Here is a 16381-nt window from a genome sequence, read left to right as displayed (position 1 = left end):
AAACAAGCAGCCCCGCTCTGGTTTGAACCGGAGTGGGGCTGCTTGTTTATGATATATATAACGATGAAGTATTCTAGTTTCCTTAATAAAGTAGAGGATAGTGCTCTGTGTTGCTCCGGACTTTCCTCGTCACCATTCTTGCGCGGGCGCTGCGGTGAGGCGCCCCATCACTGGGGCAAAGTAGTCAAGCCTCAAGGATGTATCACCATACGAAATCCAAGCCGGCGACTCATCGCTCCGTAATTAGTGCTCATATCTGATTGGATGTCTTCTACTCGGTCTCGGTATTGACAAGTTTCGAAGTATAGTAAATCGAAAAGAGTGCTTTCCAGAAAAGCAACATCTGTGGTAAAACCTGATACAGCTGCGGCTTTTGTTGTTACCAGAAATTTGGTAAGGCGGCGCTTATTTATGTTAACCGTCTGACACGAGCCAAAATGCAAGATTTTGCCAGTGAGCTTTCCCGCAAGTCTTTCCTCTAACTCATCAAGTGTAACCCTCTCTTTTCCTAAACCAATTGCACCCGGCTCACCATGAAATGATAAATAAAGTAAGCTGTAGCTAGCATACCTCTTTTGAGTAAACTCTAATAGTAGATCTAATGTGGTTGCCTTAAAATGAGAGTTCTTGCAACATTGCTTTCTTATAATTTTATTATTTTGTAATAGTTCCAGACCAGCTGCCACACTATTGGGCTTCGTGAAGTCTTGTACCCAACGGCCTTCAATGCAGGCTATATTTTTTTTGAAAGGAAGCATTTTTTATCTCTGAATGTCAATCAGTTAAGATTTCTACTTCCCTTCCCACACATTATCCTTCGGGTAGCTGTCGGGCACGAGGGTAGCGCCTAGCTTCACTTGCTTCACGGCTTTGGAGGAGGCCACGGGCACCGTGACGGTGCGGGCGCCCTGCTCCCAGACGGCGATGGTGCGGTGCAGCTTCTGGGTGGAGTTGTCGGCGAAGGTGATGGTGAGGTCAACGGGCACGGGCTTGGTACCTTTGGATTCTACCACTACATCGTAGCCGCTGCCGGTTTTCGTGACGGTTTGGATGGCCAGGTCGGGGTAGCCGCCATCGAAGAACCAGCGCTGCCAAAACCAGTTGAGGTTGCGGCCGGCCCCGGCGTTCATTGAGTTGAAGAAGTCGTAGGGCATGGGGTGCTTGCCGTTCCAGTTGTGGATGTAGGTGTGCAGGGCCTTCGTGAACAACTCGTCGCCCAGCATGTCCTTCACGTAGAGGTAGCCCAGGCCCGGCTTGGGGTAGGAGTTGAGGAAAAACGCCGTGCCGGTTTGCTGGGTGCTGAGCGTGACAATGGGCACATCGACTTCGGTAGCCGCGGCGGCGGCGTAGGGCGCAATGCCATAATCGTCATCCAGCTTGGGGTCGATGATGCCGGAAATAATCCACTCGCCGATGGTGGCCCAGCCTTCATCCATCCAGCCATACTTGGTTTCGTTGATGCCCATGTAGAACGGGAACATCGTGTGGAATATCTCGTGGTCAGTGAGCGTAATGGCGTCTTGGCGGGTTTCCGTGGGGTTGTCGTTCACCATCATGGGGTACTCCATCTGGTCGAGACCGTCGAACACGGTTTCGTGGGAGTAAGGGAAGGGCCACTTGGGGAAGGTGTACGACATGGCCTCCACCGTTTTGCGGGCGAAGTGAATCACCTCCTCGTAATCCTTGTGCTTGGGGTTGTACACAGCATCCACGCGGGTGCGGCGCTTGGTGGCCGGGTCAACTACCAGACTACTAGCCTGCCACACGTAATGGTCGGTGGTGGCAAACACGAAATCGGTCACATTCTTGGCCTCGAAGTGCCAGGTATTGTGGGCGCTTGGGGCCGTGATGCCTTTGGTTTTTAGGTCAGCTTCGGTGATAATGCTGGTAATGCCGTCCTTCTTCTCCGCGTCCTGGAGGCGCTGGGCGTACTTTTTGGTTAGAACATTGTCCGCGTTGGTCAGGTCGCCGGTGGCCCACACCACAAAGTCTTTGGGCACGGTGATGTCGGCCGAGAAGTTGGCGAAGTCGTTGTAGAACTCCTGGGAGCCGTTGTAGGGCGTGCGGTTCCAGCCATCGATGTCGTCATACACCGCAATGCGCGGGAAAAAGTAAGCTATAAAGTCGGCGTTGGGCTCCACCTCACCAGTGCGGGTGTGCGAGCCCTGGTTGAGAATGTAGGAGTAGGTAATGGAAACCTGCGCCGTTTGCTTGGGCCCAATGGCACGGCGCACCGAAACCGGCAGGTTGGTGAAGTCGGCGCGGAGCTTGGCCACGTCAACAGACTGGCCGTTGATCGTCAGTTTGGTGATTTTTACGCCTTCGCTCACGTCCTCGGGGCTGATACCGGAAGCACGGGGCGCACCTTTCTGGTAGAGGTTGGGGTAGAGCTTAAACCAGAGTTGGTGTAGGGAATCGGGACTTTGGTTGTGGTAGGCAATATCCACGGTGCCCGCTACGCGCCGGGTGGTGGGGTCAAAATCAACTTTGAGCTTGTAGTCGGCGGAGTTCTGCCAGTAGTTGGGGCCCGGTAAGCCACTCTCGGCGCGGGTGCCTTTGGCATAGGTAGCCTGCAGGTTGCGCGGCACGGGCAGCTGCTGGGCGGAGGCGGTAAGGGCGAGGAGAGAGGCGGCGAGAAGCGCAGGGAGTTTCATGCAGAAGAAATAGATCTGCCGCAAAGTAACCAGATGCTTTCGAGGGTTGCCTATGGGTAGTATAGGCATAGGCCAGTAAGCTAGAGGAACGTCATGTCGAGCTTGTCGAGACATCTCGCGTGCTGACGTTGCGGTGCCAATCAAATTGAGTCAGAACATTACGATAGCACATCATCCTGACGAAGGAAGGTCCTTATCACGTCAGCACGAGATGCCAGGCCTGTTGCTCTTTGAGAAAATCCTTCGCTGCACTCAGAATGACATACTGCTATGGCGTGTTACCACTACAACATCAGCACGCGAGATGTCTCGACAAGCTCGACATGACCGCTCTGTTATACGGGCGGTTATCTGTACTGGGTCCTTCTCTCAAACCGCTTACAATATCAGGCGCTTACCAGGCCATCCGCCCGCAGCTCCTGCTCGCCGTGCCAGCGGTAGGCTACTAGCTCGCCGCCCTTGGCTACGCTGTAATCCAGGCACACGGCGTAGGGGCTGAGCAGTTGGGGCGTGCCCCGCAACCAATAGTGGCCGAAGAACACAGGCACCGTGTCCTGGTAGTGCCATACATCAGCCAGCGCATCTACCTCCACGGGTAGGGCGTTCAGGGCTTCAATGGGTTCGAGGTAGTAATCGAGGTAGGTGCAGGTGCGTGGGTCGGTCCACCAACGGGTGCGCATTTTGGTGCGTGGGTTCCCATCCTTGTCGTGAAACTGCACCCCGGCCGGTAGGTTTACTTCCTTGCCTTTCAGGGTATCTTCCACGGCCACGTATTCAGGCGTGCCCCGCTCGGCGCTGCGTAGTAAAAACTCTGGGGTCAGGCGGCCATCGGGCAGGGCTTGGCGCAGAAACGCAATGTGGCGCGGGTCCCAGCAGGCGTGCACTACGCGCAGGCCGGGTAGCTCCAGAAACAGGGGTAGGGTTTTGAACCAGGCAATGTACTCCTGCCATTCCACCCAGCCTTCCCGGCTCGAAAACTCCTCCAGGGTGCGCAGGTGCTGGAAAATATTGCGCGGGATGTGGGGCCGCAGGTGGCCGCCGTGCGGGTGCTCCTCGTGAAAGCAGATGGCGTTGTACTCGTGGTTACCCATTACGGCCAGGGCCGCGCCGCCCTCCACCATGGCCCGCACCACCTGCAGCGTTTCCCGGATGTGCGGACCACGGTCCACGAAGTCGCCCAGGAAAATGGCTTGCCGATTGGGGTGGCGGTAGCAGCCCTTCTGTTCTGTGTACCCTAGTTTCTGAAGTAGCTGCCGCAGCTCCTGGGCATGGCCGTGAATATCACCAATGAGGTCGTACATAGAGCGTAATAATAACAGGAAAAAGGCCGGACAGCCTGCGTTGCGCAGACCGTCCGGCCCTTATCAGCAGAGCGGGACCAGTTACTTCAGCCGCACCAGGGTAGCGCCGTAGCCGAACTTCTCCTTCTTCGAGTCCTCAAAGAATTTGATGTCGCGGTTGCGGCTAAGCAGCTTGTGCAGCTCCTTACGCAGGGTGCCGTTGCCGGAGCCGTGAATGAACATGATTTCGTGCATGTTGGTAGCCAGAGCCCGGCTTAAGGTATCCTCGAAGGCCTCCAGCTGCAGTTTCAGAATGGCCGTGTTGCTCATGCCTTCCGCGCCTTCCGGCATCAGGGCTTCCAGGTGCAGGTCCACTTCGTGGGGCGGGGCTATAATGGCTTTGGCCGGTTCGGGAGCGGGCGCTACGGCGGCCGGTTTGGCCGGGGCGTTGCCAGATAGCTGGGCTTTCAGAGTTTCGGCTAGTTTCTCGGGGGCAATGGCAGCGGGCGCGGCAGGCTTCTCATCCAGCTGGAACAGGTAGGCCTCGCGCTGGAGCACCGGCACGTTGGGCTGGCGGCTGGTGTAGAAGCTCGCCGCCTTAAACTGCAGGCGTTTGGTGAGCAGCTCGTAGGCCGAGGTTCCGTTCAGCTGGAAGGGTAGGAGCTGCACCATAGCGGCGGGCCACTGGTCGAAATCCTTGAGGTGCCAGTGCCCCAGCGCCGGGCTGGCCGATTTAGCCGCCAGCTTCTCGGCGCGCAGGCCCCGGTACTGCCCGTTGCGCTCCTCCCCAAAGGTATAAAGCACGTCCCGGTCGGTGTGGTTGACGATTTGCAAAGCTAGCAGCTCCGGTGACTGGTGGGTGAGGGCTAGGTAGAGGCCTTTCTGCACGCTCGGCGGAGCGGTTTTGTCGGCCTTCACAGGGGTAGGGCCTTCGGTTTTAACCGCAGGGGTAGGGGCCGGTGCCGCTACGCCGGCCGCCTTGGCCGCGCGGTTGGCGCCTGAGGTAGCGGCCTTTTTTTCGGCGGCCACCGCGGCGGCGCTTTGTCCGAAGGCTTTGGTTTCTTCGGCGGCTACTACCACTACCTCGCGGCGCAACACCGGAATGGTGAAATCGTTATCAATGGCCACCTCTACCAGCTCGTCGCTGAGCAGGCGGGTGATAATGCCTTCTTCGCGCCCGGTAAGCAGGCGCACTCGGTCTCCAACGTTCATATGATCAGAAAGAAATTGCGGATGGAATAAGAGCAACAAAGGTAACCGGCAAAACGAGCCCGCCCCGCTGCGCTTTACGAGCACCGAACGCCTACCGGTTTGCTACGGCTTCCACCTTAATAGTACAGCCCATGCGCCACCAGACCGCGCTTGCGGTTCCACTCCAGGGCCGGGGCGGGTAGATGGAAGATGCTGGCTACGTAGAAGACCCGCTTGAGCAGCTTGGAGCGGGTAGGGATGCGGCGCAAATCCACGTCGAGGGAGAGGTAATACTGGCGGTAGGGCTGCAGGCCCAGGGCAGCGTTGGCGCCGGGGTCATTGTACACCATTTGTTGGGCCCCGTAGCCTACGGCCGGCTGCAGCCAGCGCGGCCAGCAGGAGGCGGCCGGCAGCCAGGCCCCTACATCTACGCACAGCCAATAGGTCTGGCCGTTGTAGTCCTTCAGGTACTGCTCGCCAAGGCTCTTGCCCAACACATTAGGCCGTAGCGCGGCATAGCGGGTGGTATGAAACGAGTATTTGGGCATGATGCGCACCTCATCCCAGGCTAGGTGCTGCCCAATCAGGCCCACCGAGCCCAGGAAGTTGGCCGCCAGATCCGTGGCCGAAGCCCCGTACTGCGGGTCACGGCCATCGAGCAGCTCAATAGGGCTTTGCAGCAGAAACCCCACGAAGCCGCCGTACCAGAGGGCTTTGCGGTCGGGCACGCCGGCCCAGCGCAGCATGTCCACGGCCCCGCGGCTTTCGTGAAAAGCCCCCCAGAAGTGCCCGGCTTTGTCCATCTGCTTCCACTCCGGCAGGTCGTTGAACCAGTGCAGGCGGGTCCGCTCGCCAGTGTACCAGCTGTTGCTGAGCAAGTAGAGGGTAGCGGAGTACGATACGGCCAGGCCGCCGGCCAGCACCGGCAGGCGCCGACTTAGCCGGCTGGTATCGGGGGGGGCTGCCGAGGGTAGGGGCGCAGGCAGCTCCGGCGCCGACGTAACAGCCGGGGGTACCTGCGCCGGAGCTGCCTGCGCCAGTGCCAGGCACCCCGCCACTACCCCCAGCCACCGCCCCAGGCGGCCGAAGCAAGACGAAAAAGCAGGGCAAAGCAACATGGCGAAGGAGAAAGGCAGCGGCTGGGTAAGCTCATCAAAGCTACGATAAAAGCCGCTATTGACTTGGCGAGGTTCGGCGCATTCGCCTATCTTTAATGCCCTCTTGCGCACTACTAGAATATTATGATTCTGGTAAGGTTAATGGAGCATTGGTTTTCTTGTTCTTTTTCCAAAATTCCCAACCCCTATTTTTCATGAAAACACTTCGACTTTTACTGAGTCTGGTGGCTTTGCTGGCTGGAATACCAGTTTTGCGAGCCCAGGTCGTCACGACTCAGCCTACCTTCTTCCGCGACACCGATGCCGTTACCCTCACCTTTGATGCCAACCAGGGTAACAAAGCATTAGCAGGCTACACCGGCGACGTGTATATCTGGACCGGCGTCATCACCAACCAGAGCACCTCCAACGCCGACTGGAAGCACGTAAAGGGCACGAATTTCAACGTACCCACGGCGGCCGAGAAAATGACTTCGCTCGGCAACAATAAGTACAGCATCACCTTTACGCCCCGCACTTACTACCCCGGCCTCACCGCTTCCGAAACTATTCTGAAGCTGGCCATGGTGTTCCGCGGCGCCAACGGCACGCCCCAGGGCAAGGGCGAAGGCAATACCGATATTTTCGTGGATGTAGCCCAGGCGGCCCTGTCGGTAGCATTTACCAGCCCCGTGGTGCAGAACAACAACCCCATTTTCGTGAACAATGGCAGCAGCGTAAGTGTAACCGGGGCCGCTTCTACCGAGGCTACCCTAACCCTCACGCTGAACGGCACGCAGGTGGCCCAGCAAACCAATGCTAAAACCCTCACGGCCAACGTGCCCATCACGCAGGCCGGCCGCAACGAGCTGCGCCTGACCGCCACCAGCGGCTCCAGCACGGTATCCAGCACGCTCAGCGTTATTGCCCGCGCGCCCCTGACCACGGCCGCTCTGCCGGCCGGTGCCAAGAAAGACGGCATCACCTACCTCAACAATGGCACCTCAGCGGTGCTCTCCCTCACAGCTCCCTTCAAGAAATCGGTGTACGTTATCGGCGACTTCAACAACTGGCAACCCGATGCGGCCTACCAGCTCAAGCGCACCGATACGACCACCGCGAACCGCGCCGCCGACGACCGGTGGTGGGTACAGATTGACGGCCTGACCCCTGGCCAGGAGTACGCCTACCAGTTTCTGGTAAACGAAACCCAGCGCATTGCCGACCCCTACACCGAAAAAGTACTGGACTCCGACAACGACCGGTTTATTCCGGCTGAGACGTACCCCAACCTGAAGCCCTATCCGGCCGAGAAAACCAGCGGCATCGTATCGGTGCTGCAAAGCAACGCGCCGGGCTACACCTGGCAGACCACTAACTTCCAGCGCCCCAGCCGCACTAACCTGGTAGTGTACGAGTTGCATCTGCGCGACTTCGTGGCCCGCCACGACTACAAAACCCTGACCGATACGCTGGCCTACCTCCAGCGCCTGGGCGTAAATGCCATTGAGCTGCTGCCCGTAAACGAGTTTGAGGGCAACGACTCCTGGGGCTACAACCCCTCGTTCTACTTCGCCCCCGACAAATACTACGGCACAGCCAACGACTTCAAGCGCTTCGTGGACGTGTGCCACAGCAAAGGCATTGCCGTGATTCTGGACATGGTGCTGAACCATTCCTTCAGCCGCAGCCCCATGGTGCAGCTATACACTAACGGTGACAAGGCCGCGGCCAACAGCCCCTGGTTTAATGCCGATGCCAAGCACCCCTACAACGTCGGCTACGATTTCAACCACGAGAGCCCCTACACCCGCTACTTCAGCAAGCAGGTAATTAAGCATTGGCTGCAGGAATATCACGTAGATGGTTACCGCTACGATCTGGCCGGCGGCTTCAGCCAGATTCAGAAAACCGAAGCTACCTACGAGTCGGTGTTTGACCAGTCGCGGGTCGACATCTGGAAAGACTACCACGCGGCTCAGATGGCAGCGGACAACACGTCTTATCCCATCTTGGAAACCTTCGTGGCCAACGACGAAGCCAAGGCTCTGTCGGCGGCCGGGCTGATGCTGTGGGGCAACATGAACCACAACTACAACGAGGCCACCATGGGCTACCTGAGCGGCTCCGACCTGAGCTACGGCTACTATGGCACCGGCAACGGCGGCCGGGGCTGGAATGCCCCCAACCTGGTAACCTTCATGGAAAGCCACGACGAGGAGCGCCTGCAGTTCAAGAACAAGATGTATGGCAACACCAGCGGCAGCTACTCCGTGAAAGACCAGGCTACCGGCCTCAAGCGCAACGAGCTGGCCGCCGCCATCTTCTTCACCCAGCCCGGTCCGCGCATGATCTGGCAGTTCGGGGAGCTGGGCTACGATTACTCCATCAACACCTGCTCCGACGGCACTACCATCAGCAACGACTGCCGGGTAGCAGCCAAGCCCATCCGCTGGGACTACTACCAGGATGTTAATCGCCGCCACCTCTACGACACCTACCGCGCTCTGATTGCCCTGCGCAAGCAGCCCGTATTCTCGGCCCCTACGTCTTTCACCCAAAACCTGGGCGGAGCCGTGAAAACCATCAGCATTGCCAACGCCGACCTGGGCGTGGTTACGGTGGGTAACTTTGATGTAACGGCCACTACGGCTACCGTTACGTTCCCGCAAACCGGCACCTGGTACAGCTACCTCACCGGCGAGCCGCTGGCCGTCACCAACACCAGCATGAGCATGAACCTGGCCCCCGGCCAGTACGCCGTGTACACCTCGCGCAAGATTTCGGTGCCGGCTGGTACGGTTCTCACCACCAAGCGCCAGCGCGACGCCGCTGTGCTCCAGCTGACGGCCCAGCCTAACCCGGCCGCTGGCAAAGCCCAGCTGCGCTACTCCCTGCCCCAGGCTACCAGCGTGCAGGTAACCGTTACCAACCTGCTGGGCGCTACCGTGCAAACCCTGCCCGCCGTCCGCCAGGCTGCCGGTACCCACGAGCTGGAGCTGCCCCTGGGCAAGCTAGCCAACGGCGTGTACCTGGTGCAGCTGACCACCGGCGAGCAGCAGCAAGCCGTCCGCCTGGTAGTACAGAAATAATTCTGCCGGCACATTTGCCGCTTGCCATGCACAAAAAAAGGCCTTCCTGCTTGCAGGAAGGCCTTTTTTATGAGTTAATTGGAGGTTGCCGGTCCGGCAGGGGGTAGGCTAGTGCTTCAACTCTCCCTCGTGGAAGGATACGAGGTCATCGATGGGGGAGCGGATAATCTTGCCGACTTCCATGCCGTTGTCGCGGGCTACCTGGCTCAGGGCGTCGCGGAAGTTGTAGCCCACCGAGCCGATGCAGTTGAAGGTATAGTCCTGATAGCGGGGGTAGTGCCGCACAATGTTGGCGAAGAACGTCTCGAAGCCCTGCAACACAATCTCGCGGCAGTAGCTGATGTTGTTGTGGTCGTAGGTGAATTTGGCGAAGCTGGCCAGGAATCGGTTGGGGAGGGGCTGGTTGTAGAGCCGGTCCAGAATATCCTCGCGGGTGAGCTTGAACTCCTGCTGGAAGATTTCCTGCAGGCCGTCGGGCAGCAGGCCGCGCAGGTAGTCGCGCAGCAGGCGCTTGCCGATAAACGAGCCGCTGCCCTCGTCGCCCAGGAAATAGCCGAGCGAATCCACGTTGTACGTGATTTTGTTGCCGTCGTAGAGGCAGGAGTTAGTGCCGGTGCCCAGAATGGCCGCAAAGCCCGGCTGGCGGCCCAACAAGGCCCGCGCCGAGGCCAGCAAGTCGTGGTCCACTACCACCCGGGCCTGCGGAAACACCTGGCGCATGGCTTTGGCCAGCACCTCAGCCTTCTTCGCCGACGACACCCCGGCGCCGTAGTAGTGCACCTCCGTCACCTGGGCCCGGGGCAGTGTATCGGGCAGGTTTTTTTCCAGCGAAGCCACTACGCCCTCGGTATTAATGAAATCGGGGTTGTACCCTTCGGTGTTGAAGTACACACGGTTACCAGCCTCATCAAGCTGGCACCAGCTGCTCTTGGTCGAGCCGCCGTCGGCAATAAGAATCATATCCGGTCGGAAAGGTGAAGGAAAGAAGGCGAACAGCCGGGCCTGCGGTAGGCCGCGGCTAAAGTTCGTGGTTAAGAGTGGCGAAACACGGAAAAGATTTCGGCAGAAAAAAATGCGGGCCCTAATCCTTGAAACAATCTTTTCCGGGCCCACCGATGAAGTGAAAAGCCACTATGGCCCGCCGCAAAGGCCTTCGTGATGGGGTAGCCGCCGGCCTTCGTTAGGAGGCCGGCGGCTACCCCATCCGATACAAAAAAGGGAGCCGGAGCTCCCTTTTTTGTGATCAGTAGCGAGAAGTAATGCCTTATTTCTCGATGGAGTAAGAGTAGTTACCAGCTCCTTTGCTCAGGTCGAGGGTAACGGTATAGGTGCCCGCGGCCGGAACCTTGATGTTCTTGCCCTTGAAGTCGGGCATGTTGTCGGGCTCGTTGTCGCCGTACTCAATATCCCAGGCGCCGTTGGCCCGGAACTTCAGCTCGTCGGCCTTCAGGGCAACGGTAGCCGTCCACACTTTGCGGGTCGCGTCGTAGGTCAGGGGGGTATCCTTGTCCCAGCCGCCGGGGGTAGCCGCCCCGATTACGGCCCAGGTGGTTTTATCGGCCGTGTACTTCATCGTATTCAGGTCCACAATGAAGCGGTAGTAACCAGCGTCGGCCAGCTTAATGTCGCCGCCCTTGGCTTTCAGCGTGCCAGGGGCAGTATCCACCCCGTAGTCGTTGTCCCAGTTACGGGCGGGCGTGAATTTGAACATGTTGTCGGCAGCCGGGAAGTTGATGTAGCCTTCGTACACCTTGTCGCTGGCTACCGAAGCCAGGAACGGAGCCGTTTCCGGCGACCAGTTCTGGTAGCTACCCGGCACGTAAATAGACGGGTACTCGATAAACACCAGGTAGGGAGCGGCCGTGAGCGAGGAAGCAGCCGACACAACCGGATCGGTGGTGCCGCCTACGCTGGCTTTCACGCGCACATCAACGTTGCCTGCCACACCGGGAGCCATCTTCAGCCGAATCAGGGCGCTGTTCAGTTCGGCCACCGTAAGCGTACGGGTGGTGGCGTTGCCTGCCTCAATCTCAACCGGCGAAGCGAACGTGCCACCTTTCTTATCGAACTGCAGCACGTATTTCACGGCCGCCTGGTACCCGAAGGAAATCGGCTCCCAGGTATAGGTTACGGCCGGCGAGGCAGCATTGGCCTGTACCAGCGTAACGCTGCTGGTCGAAGCTTTCAGGGCTGAGGCGCTGCCGGGCTGCATAACCGCACGGTCTTCGTCTTTGTCGCACGAAGCCAGAAACAGAGTCGCCATCAGGCCGAGCCCTGCCAGTTTGGTAAAATAATTCATGTGAAGCTGGAAATTAGTGGGAATTGATTGGGTTATTCGCCCAACCGGAAACTGGACATTACCAGTTCCCGGTTGGCACGAACGAAGCAAATTAATACCCAGGGTTCTGCTTAAGATTCTGGTTTACAGAAAGATCAGCAGCCGGAATCGGGTACAGGTTGCGGAAGCTCTCTACGCCCCGGCCAGCCGGTACCCCACCCTTAAAGGGCCACAGGTACGAGGCCTCCGTAAAGCGGTTGAAGCGGATGAGGTCGGTGCGACGGTGACCTTCCCAGAACAGCTCCCGGCCACGCTCATCGAGCAGGAACTCCGGCGTCAGCTGGGCGGCCGTAATGGCGCTGCCAGCCTGGCCGTTGAAGGCCCGGGCCCGAATAGCATTCACGTAGTTCAGGGCCAGCGTCCGGTCGCCGGTGCCGCCACGTACTACGGCTTCCGCGTAGTTCAGCATCACTTCCGCCAGACGAATCATGGGGAAGTCAACGCTGGAGAAGTTCTGCGAGCCGCCCTGGGCCTGACCGGCCGAGTTGACGTTGCGGAACTTAATCACGCCGTAGCCTTCCTCAAAGTTGTAGAGGTCCGTGATTTCCACCGGGCGCAAGGTGTTATCTACCTTTTTCACCCAGAACCGGCCGCGCGTGTCGCGGGTGGTGTCGGAAACCAGTCCGCCTCCGGGGCTCTGGAACAGGTTGAACAGGTTTTTAGTGGTGCGCATGCCCTGCCAGCCGGTGGACATGCCCACTATGGACTGCCACTTGCTGGACGTGCCCGTGGCACCATTCACCAGGAAGGTAGCACCACCGTAGCTCTGGGTGGTGTTGGCGTCGAAGGCGATGGGCCAGATGATTTCGTTACGGGCCGGGCCGGTGTTGTTGTCAGCCAAGAACAGGCGGGCGTAGGGCGAGGCCACGGTGCCAGCACCGGTAGTCGAGAGGGCATAGCCGGCGTCGATTACCTTTTTGGCCTGCGCGGCGGCGTCGGTGTAGCGGGCGGTGCCGGTGTACACCTGAGCGTTCAGGTACAGGCGCGAGAGCATAGCCCAGGCAGCCGCTTTATCCACGCGAGCATACTCATTAGTGCGCGCGTCAGCGAAGTCAGCGTCGCTGCTCAGGGCCGTCAGCTCCTTTTCTACGTAGTCGAACAGCTGCTGGCGGGTAGCATAGGCGGGCTTAGCGAAGCCTACGGCATCGTTTTCCGTCACGAATGGGCCATTGCCGAACAGGTCTAGGGCGTGCATGTATGCCACAGCGCGCAGGAAGCGGGCTTCGGCGCGGAAACGCTTAGCCGTGGTAGCTTCGGCAGCCGAGAGGCGGGAGGACAGCTTATCGTCCGAGGACTCGCGGATGAACTCGTTGCAGGCTGCAATTTCAAAGTAGATGCGGCTATACAAACCCCGGATCAGGGGGTTGCTGGAGTTCCAGTTCATGTTGTGCCAGTCGCGCACCCCAAGGTCGTTCCATACAATGGCCGCCTCGTCGGTGGACAGCTCCTGGGCGCTCCAGTACTGACGCAGGTAGTCGGAGGTACCCTCGTCGATGCCGCCAATGTCGCCGGCGCCGGCAGGGCCCGTCTGCCCGGTCAGGGCAAAGCCGCCGTAGAGTTTGGCCAGCACCTGACGGTAGCCGTCCAGGTTAGCATATACTTTATCGGGCGTTACCTCGTAGCGCGGGGTCTGATCCAGCTCCTTGGTGCAGGAAGTAGTACCCCCAACGAGGGCCAGGCCGGTGGCCGCAACGGCCAGGCCGCGGAATATCGTTTTGTTCATGGGTGGGAATATTAGAAGCCTAGGTTCAGACCGAAGGTGAACGTGCGGGCGCGGGGGTAAAAGTTGTTGTCGATGCCGCCAAATATCTCAGGATCAAGCCCGTTATACTTGGTGATAAGGAACGCATTCTGAACAGCAGCCGACAGGCGCAAGTTTGCTTTCTCCGAGAAAATTTTGCCCACGTTGTAGCCCAGCGTGATGTTCTCGCCGCGCAGGAACGAGCCGTTTTCCAGGTAGTAATCGGAGAACAGCTGCTGAGACACGAATCCGGTGTTGCGGATGTCGGAGGGCAGGTTCAACAGGTAGTTGGTCGAACCCTTGGCGTTGGAGAAGTTGCCCAGGTTGGCGGCAATGGAGTTGTACACGTAGTTGCCCAGGTTGCCGCGCAGCGTGAACGAGAGGTTCAGCTTCTTATAGGCCACGTTCGAGGAGAAGCCCAGTACTACCAGCGGCGCTGCCTGCTTGTAGCGGTAGTTATCCCGCTCGTTGATGGTACCATCGCCGTTGCGGTCCACGTAGATGCCTTCCAGCGGACGGCCATTGCTGCCATACACCTGCTGCAACACGTAGAAAGCGTTGTTAGGGTAGCCCACGGTATTCACCTGAATGGTGCTGCCCGTACCGCCGGGGATGCCACCCGTCAGGTAGCCCTCAAAGCCAGGCTGCTGTTCGCCCAGCTCCGTGATTTTGGTTTTGTTGTAGGCCGCGTTGAAGTTCACGTCCCAGTTCCAGGTTTCGGAGCGTACGGGAGCGGCGTTGATGTTGAATTCAATACCACGGTTGCGTAACGAGCCGATGTTGGCATTGAGCTGGTTGGTGAGGTTCGAGCCGGCTGCTACGTTAACCAGCGCGAGCAGGTCGTCGGAGGTGCGGTCGTAGGCGTCAATCGAGCCCGAGAGGCGGTTATCCCAGAAACCGTAATCCAGACCTACGTTCCAGGTAGTGGTGGTTTCCCAGGTCAGGCCTTCGTTGTAGCCCGAAGGACGCAGGGTAGTAACGCCGTTGTACTGAGCGGCGGCGTTGCCCACCACGTAGCGCGGCAGGTAGTCGTACACGCCCCCGATGTCCTGCTGGCCGGTGCGACCCCAGCCGGCGCGCAGCTTCAGCTCGGAAATAGTGTTGTTGTTGGCCAGGAAATCCTCGCCCTTCAGGCGCCAGCCGAGACCAATAGCCGGGAAGATACCGCTGCGGTTGCCATCAGCGAAGCGCGAGGTGTTATCGTTCCGGACGGTAGCGGTCAGCAGGTAGCGGTCCTTTACGTTCACCGTAGCCCGGCCGAAGTAGGAGAGCAGCACCAGCTTAGAGTAGTAGCCCGGCACGGTCAGCACGTCGGTGGAGTTCACCAGCGTTGTGCGGTCGAAGCGGTAGGCCAGGAAGTTGTCGCCCTTGTTCACGAAATCCTGGTAGGAGTGACCCGCCTGAATGTCGAAGCGCGTACCGCCAAACTGCTTGCCGTAGGCCAGGTAGGCTTCCAGCAGGCGCATGTCCTTCTTCTGGTTGTACTGGGTGTAACGGCCTTGGTTGAGGAAGTTGCCGAAGTCAGCCAGGTTGTTCACTGCCGAGCCCTCACCCCGCGAAATGTCGGTGGCCAGGTTCAGGTTGGCGCGCAGGCCTTCTACACCGTGGATCTTGTAGTCAAACTGCACGTTACCGATCAGGCGCTTTACCTCACTGATGTCCTTGCGGTTGTTGAGGGCTGCTACCGGGTTGCCAATGGCCTGGCCCAGCGGGTTGCCGTTGGCCTGCAGGAACTGGAAGTAGCCGCCGTACGGAGCGAAGGGCGCCTCGCTGCTGCGTACCGGCTGGGTGGGGTCGAACAGCACGGCGTTGCCGATCTGCGCGCCTTCGATAAAGCGGTTGTTAACCTGGGTGCCTTTGGCGTTGATATCGATGCGCAGGTGGTCATCGAACAGCATGGGCGAGAGGCTCACAGAGCCGGTATTACGCTGCAGCTTGTTGGTGATGACGATGCCTTCCTGCTGGAGGTTACCGTACGAAACCCGGAACGGCACCTTGCCGGCGCTGCCGGTCAGGCTCACGTTGTTATCGTAGGTAGCGGCGGTGCGGAAAATCTCGTCCTGCCAGTCGGTGTTGGCCGTGCCCAGGGTAGCAATCTGTGAGGCCGAGCCGTTGGCCCGAATGATTTCGGCGAATTCCTGGGCGTTGAGTACGTCGTAGCTTTTCGTGCGACGCGACACCGACGTCTGCGACGACAGATTAACCGTCAGCTTTTCACCCTGCAATCCTTTTTTGGTAGTAACCAGAATAACGCCGTTAGCGGCGCGGTTACCGTAAATAGCCGTGGCCGAAGCATCTTTCAGCACGGTCACGCTCTCAATATCGTTGGGGTTGATGAGGGTCAGCGGGTTCGAAGCCCCCGAAATACCTTCCTTGTCAACCGGCACGCCATCAATTACATACAAGGGGTCATTGTTGGCGTTCAGCGAGGAGTTACCGCGGATACGCACGTTAGCCGGCGCGCCCGGGGCACCACCGCCGGTGGTAATGCTAACACCCGCAATCTTACCCTGCACCAGCTGCTCAGGGTTGGTCACCTGGCCCTGCACGAAGTCCTTGGCCTGCACCGATGCCACGGCGCCCGTTACGTCCTGGCGGCGCTGCACGCCGTAGCCCACTACCACGGCTTCGTTGAGGAGGGTAGTGTTTTCCGAAAGCGTCAGCGACGTTACGGCCGTGTTCTGGCCGGCAGTTACGTTAATCGACTGCCGCTGGGTGGTGTAACCCACGAACGACAGCACCAGGGTGTGGGGGCCGGAAGGAACGTTCTGGATGGAGAACGTGCCGTCGGAGTTGGTTGAGCCGCCTACGGTCGTGCCCTCAATCAGGACCGTCACGCCGGGCATGCCTTCACCTTTCTCGTCGAGTACTCGGCCGCTCACCGTCCCGATGCCCTGCGCGTATGCGGTGCTAACGCCTGCACTTGCGCACAGGAGAGGCAGCGCCAGTTTCGCTAGATAGGGGTGTTTCATTGAAAAAAAGTTAGGG

General features: G+C 59.0%; 10 protein-coding genes. 1 reads left to right on the top strand and 9 read right to left on the bottom strand.

The features are described 5' to 3' along the window. Positions 1–191: 191 nt before the first annotated feature. From FGZ14_RS08040 to FGZ14_RS08020, 5 genes are all read right to left on the bottom strand, one after another. On the bottom strand, positions 192–758 hold the full coding sequence (locus FGZ14_RS08040; RefSeq protein ID WP_139923106.1) for a DUF6642 family protein: 567 nt from the start codon (positions 756–758) through the stop codon (positions 192–194). A 33-nt stretch (positions 759–791) separates the two neighbouring features. Then, complete coding sequence (locus tag FGZ14_RS08035; RefSeq protein WP_139923104.1) at positions 792–2654, bottom strand: M1 family metallopeptidase; 1863 nt, start codon at positions 2652–2654, stop codon at positions 792–794. Between the two features lie 386 nt (positions 2655–3040). Next, a complete protein-coding gene (locus FGZ14_RS08030) occupies positions 3041–3955 on the bottom strand; it encodes a metallophosphoesterase (protein WP_139923102.1) in 915 nt (304 codons plus the stop codon). Between the two features lie 81 nt (positions 3956–4036). Beyond that, on the bottom strand, positions 4037–5146 hold the full coding sequence (locus FGZ14_RS08025) for a Smr/MutS family protein (protein WP_139923100.1): 1110 nt from the start codon (positions 5144–5146) through the stop codon (positions 4037–4039). 116 nt (positions 5147–5262) lie between these two features. Further along, positions 5263–6243 carry a YfiM family protein gene (locus FGZ14_RS08020; protein ID WP_257883374.1) on the bottom strand — a complete coding sequence of 327 codons (981 nt, stop codon included), beginning with the start codon at positions 6241–6243 and terminating at the stop codon, positions 5263–5265. Positions 6244–6437: 194 nt separating this feature from the next. Between FGZ14_RS08020 and FGZ14_RS08015 the strand changes: the two genes are divergently transcribed. Next, positions 6438–9314 (top strand): alpha-amylase family glycosyl hydrolase, encoded by a 2877-nt coding sequence (locus tag FGZ14_RS08015; RefSeq protein ID WP_139923098.1) that lies wholly within the window; start codon positions 6438–6440, stop codon positions 9312–9314. Positions 9315–9422: 108 nt separating this feature from the next. On the opposite strand, the gene FGZ14_RS08010 is transcribed toward FGZ14_RS08015, so the two are convergent. From FGZ14_RS08010 to FGZ14_RS07995, 4 genes are all read right to left on the bottom strand, one after another. Next, entirely contained in the window at positions 9423–10274 is an 852-nt protein-coding gene (locus FGZ14_RS08010) for an N-acetylglucosamine kinase (RefSeq protein WP_139923096.1), read from the bottom strand. 304 nt (positions 10275–10578) lie between these two features. After that, positions 10579–11613 carry a SusE domain-containing protein gene (locus tag FGZ14_RS08005; RefSeq protein ID WP_139923093.1) on the bottom strand — a complete coding sequence of 345 codons (1035 nt, stop codon included), beginning with the start codon at positions 11611–11613 and terminating at the stop codon, positions 10579–10581. 91 nt (positions 11614–11704) lie between these two features. Then, positions 11705–13375, bottom strand: coding sequence for a RagB/SusD family nutrient uptake outer membrane protein (locus tag FGZ14_RS08000; protein WP_139923091.1), 1671 nt, complete (start codon positions 13373–13375; stop codon positions 11705–11707). 11 nt (positions 13376–13386) lie between these two features. Then, on the bottom strand, positions 13387–16365 hold the full coding sequence (locus FGZ14_RS07995; protein WP_139923089.1) for a TonB-dependent receptor: 2979 nt from the start codon (positions 16363–16365) through the stop codon (positions 13387–13389). Between the last annotated feature and the right edge of the window lie 16 nt (positions 16366–16381).

Source organism: Hymenobacter sp. DG01, from assembly GCF_006352025.1.
Lineage (GTDB): Bacteria > Bacteroidota > Bacteroidia > Cytophagales > Hymenobacteraceae > Hymenobacter.
The sequence above is the reverse complement of the archived record's forward strand: the minus strand, read 5'-3'. Positions and strand labels throughout refer to the sequence as shown.